Below are 19,436 nucleotides of genomic sequence, written 5' to 3' on the forward strand. Positions count from 1 at the left end.
AAGCCCGTATCGACCTCGCCCTCGATGAATTCCTTGCTGCTCATGATCTTCTGGTGAAAGGAAATGGTCGTCTTGATGCCGTCGATGATGTACTCGTCAAGGGCGGTGGCCATTTTCTTGATGGCTTCATCGCGCGTTTCGGCATGCACGATGAGCTTGGCGATCATGGAATCATAGTGGGGCAGCACCTTGTACTGATCGTAGACACCGCTGTCGACCCGCACCCCGAGACCTCCCGGGGGGTGATAGCCGAGGATCTTGCCGGGCGAGGGCGTAAACTTGGTCGGATCCTCGGCGTTGATGCGGCACTCGATGGCATGGCCGCGAATCTGGATGTCCTCCTGGCGGAAGCGCAGCGGCTGGCCGGCGGCGATGCGGATCTGCTCCTTGATGATGTCGATGCCGGTCACCATCTCGGTCACGGGATGCTCGACCTGCACGCGGGTGTTCATCTCCATGAAGTAGAAGTTTTTGTTCTGATCGAGAAGAAACTCGACGGTGCCGACGCTCGAATATCCCACTGCCTCGGCGGCGGCCACGGCGCAGGCACCCATTTTCTGCCGCAGTTCCTCGGAGAGCACCGGACAGGGCGATTCCTCGATGAGCTTCTGGTGGCGCCGCTGAATGGAACAATCGCGCTCGCCGAGATGGATGACGTTGCCGTGCTGGTCGGCCATGATCTGGATTTCCACATGACGCGGCCGCTCGCAAAATCTCTCGATATAGACCTCGGGATTGCCGAAGCCCGATTGCGCCTCGGCGCGGGCGGTGGCGAATGCGTTGGGCAAGGAGGCCGGAGAATGCACCACTTTCATGCCGCGACCGCCGCCGCCGGCGGTGGCCTTGATGATCACCGGATAGCCGATCTGGGCGGCGATCTTCTTGGCCTCTTCCGCTGACTTCACCCCTTCGGTGGTCCCGGGAAGAATCGGCACCCCGGCCTTGGTCACGGTCTGGCGGGCGCTGATCTTGTCGCCCATGAGGCGCATGCTGCGCGGGCTCGGCCCGATGAAGGTGATCCCGCAGTTGGCGCAGATCTCGGCGAATTCGGCGTTTTCCGAGAGGAAACCGTAGCCGGGATGGATGGCGCTGGCGTCGGTGACCTCGGCGGCACTGATGATGGCCTTGATGTTGAGGTAACTCTTGGCGCTCGGCGCCGGGCCGATGCAGATGCTCTCATCGGCCAGCTTGACGTGCAACGACTCACTGTCGACATCGGAGTGCACCGCCACCGTCTTGATGCCCAACTCCTTGCAGGCACGAATGACGCGGATGGCGATTTCCCCGCGATTGGCTATCAGAATTTTATTGAACATGAAGAACTCCCCGTGGCGAGTGATCCCTGATCAGCGATGGGCGACTTGCTCCGCGATCCCTGCCGGGGCCTAGAGGCGTTCGACCAGGAACAGAGGGTCGCCGAATTCCACGGGCTGGGCGTTTTCCTTGAGGATCTCCACCACCTTGCACTTGAACTCGGCTTCGATCTCGTTCATCAGCTTCATGGCCTCCACGATGCAGAACACCTGGCCTTTTTCCACCACCGAGCCCACTTCGATGTAGGGATCGGCGTCGGGCGCCGGAGAGCGGTAGAAGGTGCCGACGATGGGCGAGGTGATGGTGTCGTATTTTTCGCTCACGGCGTTGCTCGCGGCGGGCGCCGCAGGGGCGTTGACCGCGGGCGCGACGGCCGGTGCGGGCGCGGCGGCGGGCGCGGCGTGCAGGTATTGGGGCGCGACGGGCGCGGCGACATGGACGATTTCCTGTCCCTTGCCGCGCTTGATGAGGATTTTCTCGTCGGCGTTTTCCATCTCGAATTCGGTAATATCCGTCTCGGTAATCATTTTAATGAGGGTTCTGAGATCCTTGATTTCCATTCAATCATCCTCCTGGAAAAGTTAAGCCCCGCTCGGGGCAGTCAAGCTACACGGGCAGAATTCTGAAATCCTTGGAGATGCGCGTCAGGCGGCGGCAACCCTCGGCGGTCACAACGATGGTGTCCTCGATCCGCACCCCGCCGAAACCGGGGATGTAGATGCCGGGTTCGACGGTAAACACCATGCCTTCCTCCGCCAGATCCTCGGAGCGCGACGAGGCGGTGGGGTACTCGTGAACCTCAAGACCGACGCCGTGGCCGAGACCGTGACCGAAATAGTCGCCAAACCCCGAGGCGGCGATGTGGTTGCGCGCCACCGCGTCGATATCGCGCAGGGCAACGCCCGGTCGGATGGCCGCCAACGCCAGGTCGTGGGCCTGGAGCACGCAATCGTAAATCATGCGATGGCGCTCCGACACCTCGCCCAGGGCAAGCGTGAGGGTTTCGTCCGAATGGTAACCGCCGCGCCGGGTGCCGAAATCGACGGTGACCAGTTCGCCGGCCGCCAGGGTTTTCTCCGAAGCCACGCCATGGGGCAAGGCGCCGCGCTCCCCCGAGGCGACGATGAAATCAAACGCTTTGTCCTCCCCGCCACGGCGGCGCAGGGCAATTTCCAGCTCCAGGGCGATGTCGCACTCGCGCGCGCCGGGCCGGATCAGGGGCAAGATCTCCGCGAAGGCCTCGGCGTTGAGCCGCGCCGCCTGCTCCAGCAATTCAAGCTCAGTGGCGTCCTTGCGGCCGCGCAGGCTCGCGAGCCGGCGGGTCAGGGGCACCCAGGAGATGCCTTCGCCCTTTTGCTGAAAGGTCTCATAGACGGCATAGGGCAGCAGATCGGCTTCAAAACCGACGCGCCGGACGCCCAATTCCCGCAGCAAGGCCAGCACACCATCGAGCTTGACCTTGTATTCGCGCACCTCGGTTGCCGCGACCTGGGCACGGGCTTGGGTGGTGTAGCGGGAGTCGCAGAGAAAATAGACGGCGGAGGCGGTGACGACCACCACGCCGTCGGTTCCGCTGAAGCCGGTGAGGTAGCGGATATTGGGCAGGCCGGCGAACAGGATGGCGTCGAGATCGCCCGTCCCCACCAGCTGCTGCGCGCCCAAGGCTCTGCTTTCTAGCATGAAATGGCCTCTGTTGGCAAAAATTTAATTGAGGCGCCCCGCCAGCGCCCGCAGCGCCAGTTCGTAACCCAAAGCGCCGAAACCGCTGATCTGACCGATGGTCACCGGCGCGATCAGGGAATGGCGGCGAAACTCTTCCCGCCCATGAATATTCGACAGATGGACCTCAACCGTGGGGATATCGACCCCGGCGATGGCGTCACGCAGGGCGACGCTGGTGTGGGTCAGGCCGCCGGGATTGATGACGATGCCCCGTACCCCATCCAGCCGAGCTTGATGAATGCGGTCGATCAGCACCCCCTCGTGGTTGGATTGCAGGTGGTGGAGTTCCAGCCCCAGGGCGCTTGCCGTCGGCGCCAGGGCGGCAAGGATGCCCTCCAGGGTCTGGCTGCCGTAGATGCCGGGCTCGCGGACCCCCAGCAGGTTGAGATTGGGACCGTTGAGAACAAGGATGGTCATGGCTGCCTCACGACAGAAGCGCGCGCAGGCCGGACGCCTCGCGCATCAGCAGGAACCGGCCCTTGCCGGCATTGCCGTTGCGCCTCAGGGTCAGGCCGAGAAAGTAATCGGGCGTCAGGGTGCGGATCAAAACCTGGTAGCCGCCGGTGAGAATCGAGACCTCGTCGAGTTCGCCGGTCCGCAGAATATCCGTGGCTTTTTTGATCTCCTTGAGGACGTTGGCGTATTCCACCGCCACCAGACCGAGATCCACATCGTCCACGGGCAGGGCATACTGCTCGATGGCAATGCCGTCGTAGCCCATCAGAACGGCGCCGATCCCGCCGGGGGTCTGTTCCACGAGGTTGCGCAGTGCCTCAATGAACATGCTGCCTCCTGCGGCTGATGGCCTCCAGCCAGTTCTCCAGGGTCCCAAGCAGGCGGTTTTCCGGGGCGACAACGGCCGTCGTCGGATCCGGGGTCGCAGGTTCAAGCTTTTCCGTGACGACCTGGACCAGGGGCGGGGCAAGAGGCTCGGGCAAACCTTGAGGCTCCAGGTCGACGGTCCGCGGCGCGGCGATATCTTCCTGAAGCTGCCGCAAGCGTCCCCGCAACCGTTCATTGCCGGGATCGCGCGCCAGCAGATCCTCATAAATCTGGATGGCCTTGCTGAGGTAACCCTGCTTGACGAAGATTTCCGCCAGGGTCGGCGTGGAGATGGTCCGTTTGCCGCCCACCTCGAGCGCACCGCGTGCTGTCGGGGTAGCGGGTTCAAGTTGGCTCAGCAGGTCGCGCGCGGCCTGATGCCCGGGGTGCAGCCGCAGCAGGCGCGTAAGGGCATCCCGCGCTTCACCCGCGCGCCCCAAACGATGATGGGCATCGGCCGCAAGCCAGAGAGCCTCGACATTCTCGGGGGCAAGGTGCAAAACCTGGTTCAAGGATTCCAGCGCGCCGGAAAAGTCCTGGGATTCGACAAGCAGCCGCGCCTGCTCCAGGTGGAGATCGGCACTGTCGGGAAAACGTCGGATGCCGATCCGCCCGAACTGCTGGGCCTCGGCGGCGCAATCGGCCCTGCGCAGCGCCTGGACGAGTCCGCGCCAGGCCGAAGGGCTCGGATCCTGCCCCAGATCGACAACCGCGCGCGCCAGCTCTTTGACCGGCTGGTCTTCCACGACCGGAATCGTCATGCCCGTGCTCCCTCCTGATAGCTTTGCAGAATAGGCAGGATGACACGCGCCAAATCAGGAACCTTGCGCACTTCGCAATCGCCGATGCCGCGATTGAGAATCAGATTCAGCGACCCATCCTTGACTTTCTTGTCCCGCATGAGAGCTTCCAGATACGCCTCGGGCGCATGCGGAGGCAGTCGCACCGGCAGACTCAAGGCGCGCAACAGATTCTCGATGCGGTGCAGATCCCCCATGGCGGCCAGCCCAAGACTTTCGGACAGAGCGGCCGCCGCGACCATGCCCATGGCCACCGCCTCGCCGTGGCGCACACTGCCGTAGCCGGAAAGCAATTCGACGGCATGCCCCAGGGTATGACCGAAATTGAGAACGGCGCGTAGCCCCCCCTCTTTTTCGTCAACTTCTACAATATCAGCCTTGATTTGGCAAGAAATCGCCACGGATTTGATCAGCGCCGCGGGCTTGAGCTCAAGCAGATCCGGCCCCTGCTGCTCCAACCAGGCAAAAAACTCCGCGTCGCGAATCACGCCGTATTTCACCACCTCGGCGAGGCCGGCGCGAAATTCGCGCGGAGGCAGGGTAACCAGGGTGTCGACGTCGATGTGCACGAGGCGCGGCTGGTAAAAGGCGCCGATGAGATTCTTGCCGAGGGGGTGGTTGACCCCGGTTTTCCCGCCCACGGAACTATCAACCTGCGCCAGCAGCGTGGTCGGCACCTGGGCGAAGGGCACGCCGCGCAGATAGGTGGCGGCGGCAAAGCCGGCCAGATCCCCCACCACTCCGCCGCCAAGGGCGAGGATGCCGCAGCCCCGGTCGAAGCCCTGGCGGATCAGCGCGTCAAAAACCGCATTAAGGGTGTCGAGGGTCTTATATTCCTCGCCATCGGGGATCAGGATCTCCGCCGGGCTGAAGCCCGCCTGGCGCAGAATCCCCAGCACCCGCTCCGCGTACAGCGGACCCACGGTGGGGTTGGTGACGACGGCCACGCGACGCGGAAAGCAGACAGCTGCAAGGGATTCGCCAAGCAGCGGCAGGATGCCGCTGCCGATATGGATGGGGTAGCTGCGTTCACCAAGCCCTACGTTCAGGGACGTCATCATGGATGGTCTCCGCCAGGATGCAATGCCAGGATAATCCTATGGGCAATCTCCGCCGGGGTTAGTCCGGCGCAGGCGATGCGTAGCTCGGCCTCCCGGTACAGAGGTAGGCGCGCTTCCCAGCGTTGCCGCACCGTCTCCCAGCCGCCCTCGCCCGTCGCCAGGGGTCGACCGCCTTCGCTTTGCAGGCGCGGCAGAAGCTCCGCCCATGGCAGATCCAGAAAAACCACTCGGCCGAGTTCACGCATGCGCCGACGGTTTTCCTCCCGGCCGACAATGCCGCCGCCGGTGGCGACGACTCGCGGCGGATCGCCTGAAAGCGCGTGCAAGGCCTGGCTTTCCGCGTCACGGAAGGCCCCTTCCCCCTGGGTAGCGAAGATCTCCGGGATACCGCACCCGACCCGCCCTTCGATGAACCGGTCGAGATCAAGAAAATCCCACCCCAACCGCTCGGCCAAAACCCGGCCCACGGTGGTTTTTCCCGCGCCCATGAAGCCGGTAAGAAAAATATGTCCCCTGCTGTCCGATACCACCTGCCGCACCCTGTTCCGCGATTTTTCCGTCATCCTAGCAGAAAAGGACAGGCTCAACACCTGTCCTTTTCCCGTTCGGATGCCAACCCTCAAGGATTGGGTTTATTCGATGATGCGCGGCGTGATGAAGATCAGCAGTTCGGAACGCCGCTTGGTGACGTTGGTGGACTTGAAGGCATGACCCAACACCGGAATGCGCATCAGCCAGGGTACCCCGGACTCGGACTGGCGATCATCCTCGACGAAAATGCCGCCGATGACCGTGGTATCCCCGTCAAAGACCAGCACCTTGGTCTTGGCTTCCTTCTTGTTGATGCCCGGTAGATCCGAGGTGGTGAAGGTTTCGCCGGGGGCGCTGTTGCTGGCGGTGATGTCCATGATGATGCTGTTGTCGGGGTTGATGACCGGCACCACCTTGAGCTCCAGGGTCGCATCGACGAATTCGGTTTTGGGACCGTCGGTGCCGGAGGTCTGGTAGGGAATGGTCGTCCCTTGGGTGATGACCGCTTCCTGGCCGTTGAGGGTGGTGACCCGCGGGCGGGAAATGATCTTGCCCTTGCCCGAGGATTCCAGGGCGCTGATGCGCAGGTCGATGACGGTTTTATCAACGCCGAGCTGCCCGAACTGAATACCGGAACCGAGGCCGGGCACCGAGGCCGCCGCACCGGCCGCGGGGATGCCGACAAGAAAGTTGCCACCCATGCCGATGCCGATGTTGTCGATGAAACCACCCGGGTTGTTATAGGAAATTCCCCAGTTGACTCCCAGATCACGGGTAAAGTCGGAACTGGCCTCGACGATGCGCGCCTCGATCATGACCTGACGCTCGGGGGTATCGAGAATGCTGATGAGGCCGCGGACATCCTCCATCACCGAGGGGATGTCGCGGATGATGATTTTTTTGTTGCGCTCGTCCTGGGTGAGCCGGCCGCGGTCGGACATGAGTTCGCGCACCGGACCCGCGATGTTGGCGAGATTGGTGTAGCTGACGCTGAAGACTTCCGTCACCGTCGCTTCGAGTTCGCGCTTGGCGACAGCGGCCGTCAGTTCGGCTTCCTCCATCTCGCGAATCTTGGCCTTGGGCAGGATGCGCACCACATTGCCGTCACGCATCATGCCCAACTGGCGAATATCGAGAATCACATCAAGGGCCTGGTCCCAAGGCACGTCGATGAGGCGGATGCTGACGTTGCCCCGCACCTCCTCGCCGGCGATGATGTTGAGGTTGCTGACCTCGGCGATCAATTGCAGCAGGTTGCGCACGTCGGCATTGTCGAACACCAGGGAAACTCGCTGGCCGGTGTAGCGCGGCGCGGCCACCGCCGGAGCCGCCGCCAGGGGCGCAGCCGGTGCCAGGGCCGAGGGCGCGGCGGCGGGTGCGGCGGCAGGAGCAGGCAGGGGCAGTTCCACTTGCGCCGTCCCCGGTACCGCGACGGCAAAGGAACCGTTGTCCACTTCAAACACCAACTGATTGCCCACCGAACGCAGCCGGTAAGGAACATCGCCCTTGAGTTTCACCGCGAAACGGACATCCTGCACCGAACCGCGATTGACAGTGTAAGGAGTCACCAGCGCCATGGCACTGGGGAACGCCGAGGTGTCGATTACCCGCCTCAGAGCCCGGCTGATACTGCCGTTGTCGAAACCGAACAGCACCACGTTGCCGCGCAACACAGGCTGGCTGATCTGCGCCGGACCGGAAAGCGCCACCGTCAGAAGCGACTTGTCGCCCTCGACCTTGAACTGAACATCCTCAACGGCCACCGGCGCCTGGGACAGACGGGGGGCGCTCGCCGGGGCCGGGGCCGGGGCGGGAGCGGGAGCGGGACGCAACTCCGCGACCGGAGCGGGGACCGGAGCAGGAACGGGCTGAGCCTCGGCGACCGGAGCCGGCGCGGGGGCCGGAACAGGCGCGACGGGACGCACGGCCGGGGGTTCCTCGACAGGTGGAGCCGGTGCGGGACGCGGAGCAACCTCGACGGTCCGCACCTCGGGCGCGGGAGCCGCCGGCGCGATAGGCGGAGCAAATACGCCGGGCCGCCAGGTGACGACCAAGCCTCGGTCAACGGGCTGCACGTCATAGGCGGGCAACTCCGCCCCGCCGGCGTCGAACACAAAACGCGTCTTGTCTTCGTAAGTGCCGATGCGCACGCGGTCAAACCCCGCCGTTCCGGCGAGACTGCGCTCACCAAAGACCGGCCTCACACCAAAAACATCCAGAACCAGGCGCGGCGGCGCGGAGAGATTGAAAAAGCTGTAGCGATCAACGACGCCATCGGTGACAATGGAAATTTTGCCCGTTTCGACCTCAACCTGGTTGACGAGACCGGCGCTCGCACCGTCCGTGCGGCGAGCCACCGGCGCGACAACCGGAGCGGCGGCGGGTGCCGGCGATGCGACAACGGGCGGCGCGGCAGCAGGCGCGGGCGCCACGGGCCGCAAGGCGGCAGCGGGAGGCGGCACCGCCCCTTCGGGCACGATTAGGGCCGGCGCTGCGGCGGCGGTCGCCTCCGTCGCGGGGGCCAAAGTCAGGGAGAAGGTATTTTCTTCCAGAAGAACCGAATAATCGGCTTTTTCATCGATGAGGATTTCAATGCGCCCCAGCTTGCCCATGGTCAGGTCGAAGGACACCACGCGGATTTCGCGAATCGGCCCGATGTTGACCGGCAGGGGCGAGGTGATTTCGGAAACATCCATGCGCGGGAAATCGACGACCACCCGCAGCGGATCCGCCGAGTCATAGACCGTGTAGCGAAAGCCGACGGGCCGCTCGGTCTGGATGTTGACGCGCGGCGTGCGCGAATCACCATCGACCGTGACGGCAAGAATGCGGTTGGTATCGCCCAGGGGGGCCGGACTTTGCTGCGCGGGAACCGTCTGTGGCAGGAACCAGTAACCGCACAGGGCGACCAGGGCGACCAGCAGGACGCCGCTGCCAGGGAATTTGCGAAGCGAAGAATACATTGTATTAAACTCCCTCCCGTTTCGGAAGCTCGATGGATTGCCTGCTGGTACGAACCTCGTCGGCAAAATCGTAGAAACGCTCCTCCACGACGATGCGATCTTTCTCGATGGCCACCACGACCCCGTTGTTCTTGCCCAACTTGGTGCCGACCCGCACGATGTAGCTTTTCCCGTCAGGAGCCATGAGCATGGCCCGCGGTTGCGCCATGCCCACGATGGAACCGACGAGGCGCATCTGGTCCAAATCGAACTGCTCAAGGGGCGTCTTGGGTTCGGCGCGGGTCGCGACCGGCTTGCGAATGTCAAGCAGCGACTGGAAGGGGTCGCGCTTTCCCACGGGGTTGTAGACGTACCGCGCAGCCTCGGCCGGAGCCGGTTCCTCGGCAATCACCGGCTCCGTCGCGGCCGGCGGAGCCGGAGCGGGGGCCGGACGCGGCGCGGGCGGCGCCGCCTGAGGCGGGGGTGCCGGTTCCTCGCCGCAGCCCGCGGTCAGCAGCAGCGCGGCGCCCAGCATCAGTGCGCAGAGCACTCGGGTCGGCATGTTCAACCTCCCTTGCTTTCCGGAGGATTTTCCACGAAACGGAACGTCGTCGCGCGACAATCAACCCGCAATAGAGATGATCCTCCCTCGCGGCGCGCGCTTTCCATGGAAAGATTGCTGATATTGACAATGCGGGGCAGCTGCCCGACGTTGTGGAAAAACATGGCGACATCGTGGTAGGAGCCGACGAGGCGGATATCGACGGGGACTTCGGCGTAAAACCCGCGATTGATTTCGCCCATGGGCTTGAAGAGCAAAATTTCCAGGCCTTGCTCGCGGGCCAGGTTGGAAATATTGGTCAACAGGGTGGGAATTTCCTTTTCGTTGGGCAACTCGATCAAGGCCTTGGCCAGCTGCTGCTGAAGGGACTCGTACTCGGCCCTGACCTGGTCAAGGTTGCGGGCGATCCGGCGGTTTTCTTCCAGGCGCCGGGTGAGGGTTTCCTGTTCCCGCTCCAGCCGCGCCACTTCCTCTAGCTGGGCGGAATAGACGAGAAAGTAGAACCCGGCACCAATCAGCGCGATCAAGAGAACCAGCAGCAAGGCACGCTGATACCGAGGTAACTTGAAGATTTTCTCGATTCGAGGATCCATGGTGTCAGGCCTTGGCGGACAAAGTGCCGCAAGAGAGATTCATGCGCGCCATCCTAATTGGCAACCGCGGCCGCCGCCGGCTTTTGCGCCCGGGCCGCCAGACTGAAGCGCTGCAATTTCATGCCGTCCTGAGTAATCTGCTCGGTCACCTGCAATTCCACGCCGCTGTAGAAGTGAGAAGCCTCGAGTTGCTGCATGAAGGTGGCGACCACGCTTTCATTGAGGCCGATGCCGTTGATGGACACCGCGCCGCCCGATTCCTTGAAGGAGGTGACCCACACCCGCTGCGGCAGCACCTGGCTCAGTTGGTCGAGCAGATGCACGGGGCCGCTCTGGCCCTGCTTGATCTCATCAAGCACGTTGAGCTTCGCCTGCAGTTCCTCGGCCAGCTTCTTGTAGCGTCCCACCTCGCCGATCACCTTCTGCAACTGACGAATTTCGTCATTGGTGCGCGCGATCTGCGCCTGCTGCTCGCTGATCTTCATGGCGGTCATCGCATAGACACCGGCGCACACGACCACCGCGGCGGCCAGGGAAACGATCAGCACCAGAATCTGGGCACGGATCTTTTCCTTCTTCTGCGCGGCCCGAACGGGTAAAAGATTGATGCGAATCATTTATCCCCCACCCTTCTCATGGCCAGTCCCGTCGCCACCGACATCAGCGGCCCCACGGCGCGCACGTATTCGGGATCGAATTCTTTTTCATTGTAGTGAATGCCGGCAAAGGGATTGATGACCTCGATGGGAATCCCCAGGCGCTCCTCAAGGGCACTGATGACCTGCGCGGAACGCGACACGCCGCCGGCGAGAAACACCTTCTGCACCTTCTCGTCCGCCGAGGTCGCCGAGAAGAAATCCAGGGAACGCTGCACCTCCTGCGCCAGGCTTTCGGCGGCATCGGCCAGCACCTCGGCCACCTCCGCGGCATCCACATCCTCGACCTTGCCGCCGAGCTTGAGGCGCTCGGCATCCTCGCCGCTCACGCCCAGACGCTTCTGCAACTCCTCGTTGAGCATGTTGCCGCCCACCTGAATGTCGCGCGTGAACACCGATTCGCCGGCCTTGAGAATGTTCACGTTCATCCCGCTCGCGCCGATGTTGATCAGCGCCACGATGGCTTCGGCGCCACTGCCGTAGCTGGCCTCGAACATGTTTTCCACGGCAAAGCAATCGATGTCCATGACCACCGGCGTCAGGCCGATATCGGCAAACACGCCGACATGGTCATTGACGAAATCCTTCTTCGCCGCGACGAGCATGACGTTCATCTGCGAGGGATCCTTGGCATCGGGGCCGAGAATCTGAAAATCGATGTTCACATCGTTGATGTCGAAGGGAATATACTGTTCGGCTTCCCACTGAATCGAGGACTCAAGCTCTTCCTCGCTCATGATGGGCAGGGTGATCTTGCGGATGATCACGGAATGACCCGAGATCGAAGTGGCGACATTTTTGGTCTTGATCTTCAGGCTTTCCACCAGATTGCGCACCGTGTCCTGCACGACGGTCGGATCCATGATGGAATGATCGACAATGGCTTCCGGCGGCAACGGCAAAAGCCCCAGGTTCTGCAACTGGTAGCCGCCCTTGACTTCCTTGAGCTGCACCAGCTTCACGGCACTGGAGCCGATGTCGATGCCGACGATATCCTTCTTGCTCTTAAACAGCATGGCAAAGAATCCTGGCGCTGGAAGTAAAGCCGTTCACGAAAGCACTGCCGTCAAGCCTGTCACCGCTACAGAGCAATACGCGTACCAACTCGAGCAACTCGGCAAAAAAGGCGCGACGGATCGGTCGTCTCAATATTTCCCCGAGAATATGCCTTCGTCAGGGTTTTTTTTCAATGAAAATGCCCAAAAGTTAAGAAAATTAGCGAAATTATAGGTTAGACAGAGTAAATGGTCAAGGAATTATCCCGCACCCCGCCGTCCTTAACCTCCCTCGGGAACAAACAGACGCAGATACCAGCGAATCAGTTCCGGCCCCCACAACAGGTAAAACAGCGCGCCAAAAGCCAAAAAAGGACCAAACGGCAGAGCCAGCTTCGCGTCGGCTTTCTGGCGGATCATGACCGGAATGCCCACCGCCGTCCCCACCAGGGAACTGATGAAAATCACCGGGAAAATCGCCTGCCAGCCAAGAAAAGCGCCGATCATGGCCAGCAGCTTGATGTCGCCGCCGCCCATCCCCTCCTTTTTCGTAATAAACTCATACACCACCGCCACCAGCAGCAGACTGCCGCCGCCGACCAGAATCCCCAGCAGCGAATCCGTCCAGCTCACCCAGGGAACGGCAAACGAACAGGCAAATCCCACGACAATCCCCGGCAAACTGATGACATCCGGGATGATCTGATGATCCAGATCGATGAACGTAATGACAATAAGCGCCGCCGTCATCAGCCAATAGACCAGGGTCACCCCGTGCAGCCCGAACTTCCACAACACCAGGGCGAACAAGCCACCCGTCAGCGCCTCCACCAGCGGATAGCGCACCGAAATAGGCGCGCGACAGCGCGCGCAACGCCCCCGCAACAGCACCCAACTCAAAATGGGAACATTCTGAAACCAGCGGATAGCCGCCTCGCACCGCGGACAACGCGACCCCGGAGAAACCACCGAAAGCCCTGCGGGGATGCGATAAATGCAGACATTGAGAAAGGAGCCGACCACGGCACCCAAGATAAACGCGAAGAACAGATCGACCATCAAATCCTCACGGGGTCAAATCTTTAATGTTGACAAACGCTCTTCCAACGCTTCGACCAAGCGACGAAGATCGGCATCGGCGGCAAGCTTTTCGCGCAATCTTTTCCGCTCCTGGCTCACCGAACTGTAATCCACATCGAACAATTCCCCGATGGCGGGCCCCTTCAGCCCAGCGTGGCGATACAAAAAATCCATGGCGACACGCCGCAAGTCGCCCTTTTCCCTTTTCAATGCGTCAATCCCCTTGCCGGTAAACTCTGCGATTTCAGCAAGAATCACGCCTTGATTGCGCTGCTGCTTCACGCGGCGCGCGGCGGGTTGCTCCCGCTCGCCCCCCCTACCGGGGTGACCCCGGCTGACTTGGTCAAAAAAATCCTCACTGCCAAGAATACTCTGAGCGACCACCAGGGGCCGGACATCGAGATCATCCGCGATATCGTGCAAGATTTGCCTGCCATAGCGATCGCGCCCTTGTTCGGTATCCCCCCCGAATTCTCCCAGAACAAGAGCAGAGGTGACCCACGCCGGGCGCTTGCCCACATCGAGATAGCCGGGAAGACTGCTCCAGGGATAATGACGGAGGTGGTCAAATTTCCGTGCCGTCGACAGGTTTTCCAGGGATTTGACCCGCACCGGATTCAAATGGATATACCGGGAAACCATGGAAAGATAGGCATCCTTCTCAACCAGCAGGCTCTTGTAGCGCCCTTGATAGAGATGCCCGACCCGTCCATGCCGGCGGTTGAAATAGCCGGTATAGGTGATGTTGAAATGCCGCATGAACTCGGCGAGATTGCCCAGGGGCGTTTCGACAAGCAGATGGAAATGATCCGTCATCAGCACATAGGCATGCAGGGTGACGGAATAAATTTCGCGGGATCGGGCAAGATAACGCAAAAACATCAAGCGATCCGGGTCGTCGCGGAAGATCTCCCGCCGCTCGTTTCCCCGACACATGACGTGGTAAACAGCGCCGGGATACTGGATGCGCATCGGTCTGGCCATGAGCTTTTTTAGCCGCGCATGGCCGGGATGTCAACGTTAAAGATTTGACCCCAATTGGAATTTTGTAGTTTGTAAAAGTTTTTGACAATTTGCAAAAAATTGCTATCATCGCCCATTATGATTCCACGCACCGTCGAAAAATATGTCCGTGAGCTTCTCAAGGGGTTTCCAATCGTCACCATCACGGGGCCGCGCCAGTCAGGAAAAACCACCCTGGCAAGGGTGATTTTCGCCGACAAGCCCTATGCCTCCCTGGAAGATCCCGACGTGCGGCTCGCAGCCCTGGACGATCCGCGCTCCTTTCTCGCGCGGTTCCCCGACGGCGCGGTTCTCGACGAGGTTCAGCGCTGCCCGCAACTCCTTTCCTACCTACAAACCCTGGTCGACGGCGACGGTCGCATGGGCCTATTTATCCTGACCGGTTCCCAGCAATTCGGCCTGATTTCCGGGATCACCCAATCCTTGGCCGGCAGGACGGCGTTTGTCGAGCTTCTGCCTTTCTCCTTTTCCGAACTTCAGCAGTGTCAAAAACTCTCCGAGAACCTCAACCTCGCGCTCCTTCAAGGATGCTATCCCCCCATTCATGATCGCGAGGTTGCCCCGCGGGCCTGGGTCAGCGCCTATGTTACCGCCTATATTGAGCGGGACGTGCGACAAATCACAAACGTCCAGGATCTGGAAACCTTTCAGCGGTTCGTGCGCCTTTGCGCCGGCAGGACCGGTCAGCTGCTCAATCTTTCCTCCCTGGCGACGGAATGCGGCATCACCCACAACACGGCCAAGGCCTGGATTTCCGTTCTCGAAGCCAGCTACCTGGTTTTCCTGCTGCGCCCCCACCACGCCAACTTCAACAAGCGGTTGGTGAAATCCCCCAAGCTGTATTTTTTCGACACCGGCCTGGTGGCCTGGTTGCTGGGCATCCAGTCGCCCGAGCAATTGGAAACCCATCCCCTGCGCGGCAACATCTTTGAAACATTCATCCTCGCCGAGTTGATGAAGGCAAGCTTCAACCGCGGCGAAAAACCTGCCCTGTATTTCTGGCGCGACAGCACCGGCAACGAAGTGGATGTCATCGTCGAACAAGCCACCGGCCTCTTGCCCATCGAGATCAAATCCGGGCGCACCCTCACCCCGGACTCTTTTGCCGGACTGGAGAAATGGCTGGCCTTTGCAGCGGGGTCGGCAACTCGGCCGTCACTGATCTATGGGGGCGCGCAGCGGTATACGCAGAAGGGAATTGAGGTTTTTGGATGGAAGAATGCGGGGGAGGTTTTGGGATGAATGGTCCGCGAGGAAGGGACTTCAAATTCCTTTGCCGGGCCGAAATGTCAACATTAAAGATTTGACCCCAGACCTGCCTTTCGATTGCAAGATGCAGATTGCGCTCGGCCGTGCCGTGAATGAACGGGTCTTGAACAAACCGGCTCACGTCATACTGCTTCACCGACGAAAGAACGCCGAGATATTCGAGTAACCGTTCCAGGCGCGTCATCAGAACCGCTCGGTTGACCACCTCAATCCCCCTGCCTGAGTTGTCTTTTAAGATATTCACGCTGCGTGCGGCGCAGATGTTCCGTATCCAAATATTCGGCGAGAGTGCGCGCCTCAAAAGTAATGCGCCTTTTTCGATTCTCCTTGATCACCCGCCCCCCGCGAACCACCTCGAACCTTAACACCACCGGGGCATCATTGAGCGTCACCAGGTCTAAGCGCTCGGTGCCCAGTTCGCGCGCCAGGCTTTCCATCAGGCGCAGGCGATAGTTGAAAATGGACATCCTGCGGTCCAGAAAGACGGCGATGTCGATATCGCTGAGCGGACCGACATCGCCGCGGGCATGGGAACCGAAGGCATAGGCAAATTTGACCTGCGGAATGCGAATCAGAAAGTCCCGAAGGCGATCAAGGATGTCCGAGGGTGGTGATGGCATGAAAGCTCTCCACGTCGGGGCGGATGGGAGCACTGTAGAGGGCGGGTTGGGGGTTGTCAAGGCACGACAATTCTGTTTGTTGCTAACAGGTACGACAATCCAATACGAACCAGATGGCGAGCAAATAGTTCTATTGATTTACAAAATTACTGGTTGTTTTTATTTTCCCATCTTCGTCTAGAAAAAAAACGCCCCCGTATGGGTCAGATGGAATTTCTTGAATGATGCTATATTTGACGAGTTCATGCAATGCAGTAGGCTGGCGGTTATGCCGAGAAATAAATTCCGCTACCGCGCGCTCCAAATATAGAACTTTTTTAAGAGCGCTTAATCTCAAGAAAAATGTTTCCCTAACAGACTGTTCTTCAGTGGCATCGATCATCTCATGAAGAAACTCTATAGCATTTTCAGTTCTGTCGCCTTGATGAGCTAAACGCGCCGCAAGAGTCGCTAAAAGTGGCGAAGAATTAGTCTTTCTCGAGGCTTCCATCAAATATTCAGAAGCTTTTTCATTTTCCCCCAAAAAATAAAAGTAGTTAAATCCATTAAGAAAAAGAAGATACCAATCCCAAGTTCTGTAGCGAATACCTTTATCAACAAGATTAATGTTTTCGCGCAGAAGAAAATCCTGCATATAATAATACCCCTCGGAAGCCGGATGATATTTTCCTTGGGAATATTCATTCCAAACCAAGTGAGCGTTACCGAAATAGTATGGGTCATAAAAATAGGGATCTAGGTCGGTAATAGTTTTCAATAATCGTAGCAACCACAGGTATTCCCGATATTGCACCCGTGGCGATTCCGGTCGATCAAGAGTTTCACCGATAAAAACCATAGCTTTCAAAAAAAGAAAATTAGCAACTAATCCGTCAAATTCCAAAGAGGAAATTTTCATTAGGGGGCCGGGCAGAACCGCCGTACGTCCACCAGTTGTCAATAATTGCCGTTGGCTATTGGTAGCCTTATCTAAAAGAAAAAGATGGCCACCAACAAGAACAGCCAAAAGAAAAAAAACTGCAAACCTGCGGCTCATGGAAATTCTTTTTTCTCGAAAATCAATGCAGCAAAAAAAATTGATAGCACCGCATAGCCTATGCCATACACCAATACCCAAAACATATGCTCCAAAGGAATTGGCAGATTATGCGCAGCCTGAATCTTTAAATCAAAAAGAGATAAATTTGGAAATAAATAATAAGCAGCACTAATAAACTTAATGGTTAAGGATGAGATTTCAATACCCAGAGCCTGAGGTGACTCTACCAAAGCCTTGACGTCTCCTAAAGACTGACCAATTAGATAAGAAATAATTGTAAGAATTAAAGTTACAAAAGACGAAGAACAAAATGAAGAGAACAAAACACTTAAAGAAGTCAATAACAATAAACTAAAAATAGAAAAGAATATGGCAAAAAAAACAGGAGTCCAAGAAAATCTCGGAAAATACAAAGGATAGGCCATCTTAATAAAAAAAATAGAAGCTATTGCAAAAGCCCCTAAAATCATCATTGTGGCAACAACCAGAAGTCCCAAGCCAAAAAATTTTCCGAAAATATATTTTCCCCTTGAAATAGGTCGAGACAAAACAATGTAAATGGTCTTTCGGTCTAAATCCTTTGCCAATAGGTTGATTCCAACGAATAAAACCACAAGCAAACCAGCAAAGGAAACGGTCGACAATGCCATGTCCACAGCCACTTTGCCTACATCCTGCATAAACAGCCCAGAAATGAGAAAGTTTGCGATCAAAAACATCAGGGCAAACAAGGTAATGCCATATAAAGCACGGTTGCGTATGCCCTCCTTGAAAGTTATGATCGCCAATGGCCACACAGAGTTCATAACCCCTGACCTCCCCCTGCCTTTTCTACCTCGCGCAAGAAAACATCTTCAAGACTTCCCCCGGCGGAAAGCAGCTCCTTTAAAGCCCCGACAAGTCGCAAACGCCCATTAACGATAATAGCGGCCCTGTCACAAAAGCGCTCCACATCAGTTAGCACATGTGAAGAAAAGAGAACAGTTTTCCCTTGGGATTTTAATTCCATTATAAGATCCCCGACCATTTTTCGGCCCAGCGGATCAAGCCCACTCATAGGCTCGTCAAGAATTACCACCTGCGGATCGTGTATTAAAGCCAACGCCAGCCCAGCCCTCTGCACCATCCCTTTAGAATATGTGCGCAAATGTCGTTTAGCCGCAGCCAGAAGATTGACCCGTTCGAGGAGTTCAACGCCACGTTTATTGATAGCCGCTTCGTCCATTCCGGCGGTTCTACCGCCGAACTTTAGCAATTCCCAGGCACTTAAATAATCATAAAAATAAGGGTTTTCCGGCAAAAATCCGACCTGTCGGCGCAGCTCGGGGCGCCTTACATCAGTACCTAGGATAGTCGCCAAGCCGGCGTCCGGTCGAATGAGATTGAGCAAAATTTTGATGGTGGTGGATTTACCAGCTCCATTAGGGCCAAGAAAACCAAAAACCTCGCCAGAAGGCACCTCGAAGCTTACATCCTGAAGAGCAAGAACGCGGCCACGCCCCATGCTTTCACGATAAGTTTTCCCAAGACCTTCAACTTTAATCATTCAACTTTCCTCAAGTTACAGACCATCGTGCCGTCGATGCTTGCAATGAGCATAGAGCATAGTACCTGAAAACTCAAAAGGGGGGGAGGCCAAAGCCTCACCCCCTGTGCAAACTTGATCTAGATTAATAAAGATTAAAGCTGAGTCCAGTTTGCTGCAGGCGCAACACCGCCAGCGGCAGTACCGGTGAGATCGTCAGTATTGGCAGTACTTGCAGCAGGTATCGTCGCATTGACTGCTGCCGTACCCACAGCAGGTACACCCACCCACGCAGGATTGGTCGCGTAATACAGGATCGTCGAATCAGAGTCCATGGCAAAGGCACGATCTCCCTGACGATGTTCGGCAACTAAAATCGCCGAGGAAAAACCAGCATCAGTTCTGACCAAAAGCTGAACATTATTACTTACGGCAACCCCTACTGATTGACCGGCAACCGCAGTCGCCAAGGCATTGATATTGCCGGCAGTTACAGCCGCCGAACCGTCAATAACCGCACCAGCAGCAGTACCCACCGCAGCCGTGAGGGCAACGTTTGGCACGCTGGCACCGTAGCGCTGCCAATCCGAAAAAAGAGACTCGTTTGCGACACGAGCATTTTTCACGTCGCTCTGAGATGCAGAGTTAAACGCTCTCTGCCGATAGCTCGCAAACTGCGGAATCGCAATCGCCGCGAGGATACCGATGATCGCCACGACGATCAGCAGTTCGATGAGGGTAAAACCCTTTTGGTTCTTCTTGAACTTTTTCAACATGTTGTCCTGCTCCTTTCTGGGTTGGGGAACGCTGTTGCGCTGGTACATCCACATTGCGGTTGAGGCGTCCGGATCGCCTCGGGGATTGGTTACAATCTGGCTTCCC

20 protein-coding genes and 1 pseudogene are annotated in these 19,436 nt (G+C 58.4%); 1 reads left to right on the forward strand and 20 read right to left on the reverse strand.

The window, feature by feature from the left end; translation table 11 throughout:
- The 15 genes from accC to QAT43_RS07785 form a co-directional block, all read right to left on the reverse strand.
- On the reverse strand, positions 1-1,316 hold a 1,316-nt coding region (accC, locus tag QAT43_RS07715), incomplete at its 3' end, for an acetyl-CoA carboxylase biotin carboxylase subunit (RefSeq protein ID WP_305042476.1).
- 69 nt (positions 1,317-1,385) lie between these two features.
- The gene (gene accB, locus QAT43_RS07720; RefSeq protein ID WP_305042477.1) at positions 1,386-1,874 is read right to left on the reverse strand and encodes an acetyl-CoA carboxylase biotin carboxyl carrier protein; all 489 of its coding nucleotides are present in this window, start codon (positions 1,872-1,874) and stop codon (positions 1,386-1,388) included.
- Between the two features lie 46 nt (positions 1,875-1,920).
- Positions 1,921-2,994, reverse strand: a complete 1,074-nt coding sequence (locus QAT43_RS07725; RefSeq protein WP_305042478.1) for a M24 family metallopeptidase — start codon at positions 2,992-2,994, stop codon at positions 1,921-1,923.
- Positions 2,995-3,018: 24 nt separating this feature from the next.
- Positions 3,019-3,453, reverse strand: coding sequence for a type II 3-dehydroquinate dehydratase (aroQ, locus tag QAT43_RS07730; RefSeq protein ID WP_305042479.1), 435 nt, complete (start codon positions 3,451-3,453; stop codon positions 3,019-3,021).
- A gap of 7 nt (positions 3,454-3,460) precedes the next feature.
- Entirely contained in the window at positions 3,461-3,820 is a 360-nt protein-coding gene (locus tag QAT43_RS07735; protein ID WP_305042480.1) for a roadblock/LC7 domain-containing protein, read from the reverse strand.
- Entirely contained in the window at positions 3,810-4,619 is an 810-nt protein-coding gene (locus QAT43_RS07740) for a tetratricopeptide repeat protein (RefSeq protein WP_305042481.1), read from the reverse strand. The genes QAT43_RS07735 and QAT43_RS07740 overlap by 11 nt, the downstream gene beginning before the upstream one ends.
- Positions 4,616-5,716: a 3-dehydroquinate synthase gene (gene aroB, locus QAT43_RS07745; protein WP_442900222.1), complete on the reverse strand. Its 1,101-nt coding sequence runs from the start codon at positions 5,714-5,716 to the stop codon at positions 4,616-4,618. Before aroB ends, QAT43_RS07740 begins: the two co-directional genes overlap by 4 nt.
- A complete protein-coding gene (locus QAT43_RS07750) occupies positions 5,716-6,249 on the reverse strand; it encodes a shikimate kinase (protein ID WP_305042483.1) in 534 nt (177 codons plus the stop codon). The genes aroB and QAT43_RS07750 overlap by 1 nt, the downstream gene beginning before the upstream one ends.
- Positions 6,250-6,351: 102 nt before the next feature.
- Entirely contained in the window at positions 6,352-9,213 is a 2,862-nt protein-coding gene (pilQ, locus tag QAT43_RS07755) for a type IV pilus secretin family protein (protein ID WP_305042484.1), read from the reverse strand.
- A 4-nt stretch (positions 9,214-9,217) separates the two neighbouring features.
- On the reverse strand, positions 9,218-9,754 hold the full coding sequence (locus QAT43_RS07760; RefSeq protein WP_305042485.1) for a pilus assembly protein PilP: 537 nt from the start codon (positions 9,752-9,754) through the stop codon (positions 9,218-9,220).
- 2 nt (positions 9,755-9,756) lie between these two features.
- Complete coding sequence (locus QAT43_RS07765; protein ID WP_305042486.1) at positions 9,757-10,347, reverse strand: type 4a pilus biogenesis protein PilO; 591 nt, start codon at positions 10,345-10,347, stop codon at positions 9,757-9,759.
- A 53-nt stretch (positions 10,348-10,400) separates the two neighbouring features.
- On the reverse strand, positions 10,401-10,964 hold the full coding sequence (locus QAT43_RS07770; protein ID WP_305042487.1) for a PilN domain-containing protein: 564 nt from the start codon (positions 10,962-10,964) through the stop codon (positions 10,401-10,403).
- Complete coding sequence (pilM, locus tag QAT43_RS07775; RefSeq protein WP_305042488.1) at positions 10,961-12,019, reverse strand: type IV pilus biogenesis protein PilM; 1,059 nt, start codon at positions 12,017-12,019, stop codon at positions 10,961-10,963. The genes QAT43_RS07770 and pilM overlap by 4 nt, the downstream gene beginning before the upstream one ends.
- A gap of 261 nt (positions 12,020-12,280) precedes the next feature.
- Positions 12,281-13,057, reverse strand: a complete 777-nt coding sequence (locus QAT43_RS07780) for a prepilin peptidase (protein WP_305042489.1) — start codon at positions 13,055-13,057, stop codon at positions 12,281-12,283.
- A 15-nt stretch (positions 13,058-13,072) separates the two neighbouring features.
- On the reverse strand, positions 13,073-14,062 hold the full coding sequence (locus QAT43_RS07785; RefSeq protein ID WP_305042490.1) for a transposase: 990 nt from the start codon (positions 14,060-14,062) through the stop codon (positions 13,073-13,075).
- Positions 14,063-14,179: 117 nt separating this feature from the next.
- Here QAT43_RS07785 and QAT43_RS07790 point away from each other — a divergent pair, with 117 nt between their 5' ends.
- Complete coding sequence (locus QAT43_RS07790; protein ID WP_305042491.1) at positions 14,180-15,343, forward strand: ATP-binding protein; 1,164 nt, start codon at positions 14,180-14,182, stop codon at positions 15,341-15,343.
- A gap of 233 nt (positions 15,344-15,576) precedes the next feature.
- On the opposite strand, the gene mntA is transcribed toward QAT43_RS07790, so the two are convergent.
- The 5 genes and pseudogenes from mntA to QAT43_RS14845 form a co-directional block, all read right to left on the reverse strand.
- Entirely contained in the window at positions 15,577-15,990 is a 414-nt protein-coding gene (gene mntA, locus QAT43_RS07795; protein WP_305042492.1) for a type VII toxin-antitoxin system MntA family adenylyltransferase antitoxin, read from the reverse strand.
- Positions 15,991-16,120: 130 nt separating this feature from the next.
- Positions 16,121-17,026 carry a hypothetical protein gene (locus tag QAT43_RS07800; RefSeq protein ID WP_305042493.1) on the reverse strand — a complete coding sequence of 302 codons (906 nt, stop codon included), beginning with the start codon at positions 17,024-17,026 and terminating at the stop codon, positions 16,121-16,123.
- Positions 17,023-17,835, reverse strand: a complete 813-nt coding sequence (locus QAT43_RS07805; protein WP_305042494.1) for an ABC transporter permease — start codon at positions 17,833-17,835, stop codon at positions 17,023-17,025. Before QAT43_RS07805 ends, QAT43_RS07800 begins: the two co-directional genes overlap by 4 nt.
- The gene (locus tag QAT43_RS07810; RefSeq protein ID WP_305042495.1) at positions 17,832-18,575 is read right to left on the reverse strand and encodes an ABC transporter ATP-binding protein; all 744 of its coding nucleotides are present in this window, start codon (positions 18,573-18,575) and stop codon (positions 17,832-17,834) included. Before QAT43_RS07810 ends, QAT43_RS07805 begins: the two co-directional genes overlap by 4 nt.
- A gap of 646 nt (positions 18,576-19,221) precedes the next feature.
- Positions 19,222-19,330 (reverse strand): annotated as a pseudogene (locus QAT43_RS14845) (type IV pilin protein); the annotation flags it as partial.
- Between the last annotated feature and the right edge of the window lie 106 nt (positions 19,331-19,436).

Origin of the sequence: Geoalkalibacter sp. (assembly GCF_030604225.1) — a bacterium.
Lineage (GTDB): Bacteria > Desulfobacterota > Desulfuromonadia > Desulfuromonadales > Geoalkalibacteraceae > Geoalkalibacter.

Coding starts and splice junctions, on each gene's coding strand:
- QAT43_RS07740 (WP_305042481.1), bottom strand. CDS start 4,619: ATGACGATTCCGGTCGTGGAAGACCAGCCGGTCAAAGAGCTGGCGCGC.
- mntA (WP_305042492.1), bottom strand. CDS start 15,990: ATGCCATCACCACCCTCGGACATCCTTGATCGCCTTCGGGACTTTCTG.
- QAT43_RS07735 (WP_305042480.1), bottom strand. CDS start 3,820: ATGTTCATTGAGGCACTGCGCAACCTCGTGGAACAGACCCCCGGCGGG.
- pilQ (WP_305042484.1), bottom strand. CDS start 9,213: ATGTATTCTTCGCTTCGCAAATTCCCTGGCAGCGGCGTCCTGCTGGTC.
- aroB (WP_442900222.1), bottom strand. CDS start 5,716: ATGACGTCCCTGAACGTAGGGCTTGGTGAACGCAGCTACCCCATCCAT.
- QAT43_RS07725 (WP_305042478.1), bottom strand. CDS start 2,994: ATGCTAGAAAGCAGAGCCTTGGGCGCGCAGCAGCTGGTGGGGACGGGC.
- QAT43_RS07800 (WP_305042493.1), bottom strand. CDS start 17,026: ATGAGCCGCAGGTTTGCAGTTTTTTTTCTTTTGGCTGTTCTTGTTGGT.
- QAT43_RS07780 (WP_305042489.1), bottom strand. CDS start 13,057: ATGGTCGATCTGTTCTTCGCGTTTATCTTGGGTGCCGTGGTCGGCTCC.
- QAT43_RS07790 (WP_305042491.1), top strand. CDS start 14,180: ATGATTCCACGCACCGTCGAAAAATATGTCCGTGAGCTTCTCAAGGGG.
- QAT43_RS07765 (WP_305042486.1), bottom strand. CDS start 10,347: ATGGATCCTCGAATCGAGAAAATCTTCAAGTTACCTCGGTATCAGCGT.
- accB (WP_305042477.1), bottom strand. CDS start 1,874: ATGGAAATCAAGGATCTCAGAACCCTCATTAAAATGATTACCGAGACG.
- aroQ (WP_305042479.1), bottom strand. CDS start 3,453: ATGACCATCCTTGTTCTCAACGGTCCCAATCTCAACCTGCTGGGGGTC.
- QAT43_RS07785 (WP_305042490.1), bottom strand. CDS start 14,062: ATGGCCAGACCGATGCGCATCCAGTATCCCGGCGCTGTTTACCACGTC.
- QAT43_RS07760 (WP_305042485.1), bottom strand. CDS start 9,754: ATGCCGACCCGAGTGCTCTGCGCACTGATGCTGGGCGCCGCGCTGCTG.
- QAT43_RS07805 (WP_305042494.1), bottom strand. CDS start 17,835: ATGAACTCTGTGTGGCCATTGGCGATCATAACTTTCAAGGAGGGCATA.
- pilM (WP_305042488.1), bottom strand. CDS start 12,019: ATGCTGTTTAAGAGCAAGAAGGATATCGTCGGCATCGACATCGGCTCC.
- QAT43_RS07770 (WP_305042487.1), bottom strand. CDS start 10,964: ATGATTCGCATCAATCTTTTACCCGTTCGGGCCGCGCAGAAGAAGGAA.
- QAT43_RS07810 (WP_305042495.1), bottom strand. CDS start 18,575: ATGATTAAAGTTGAAGGTCTTGGGAAAACTTATCGTGAAAGCATGGGG.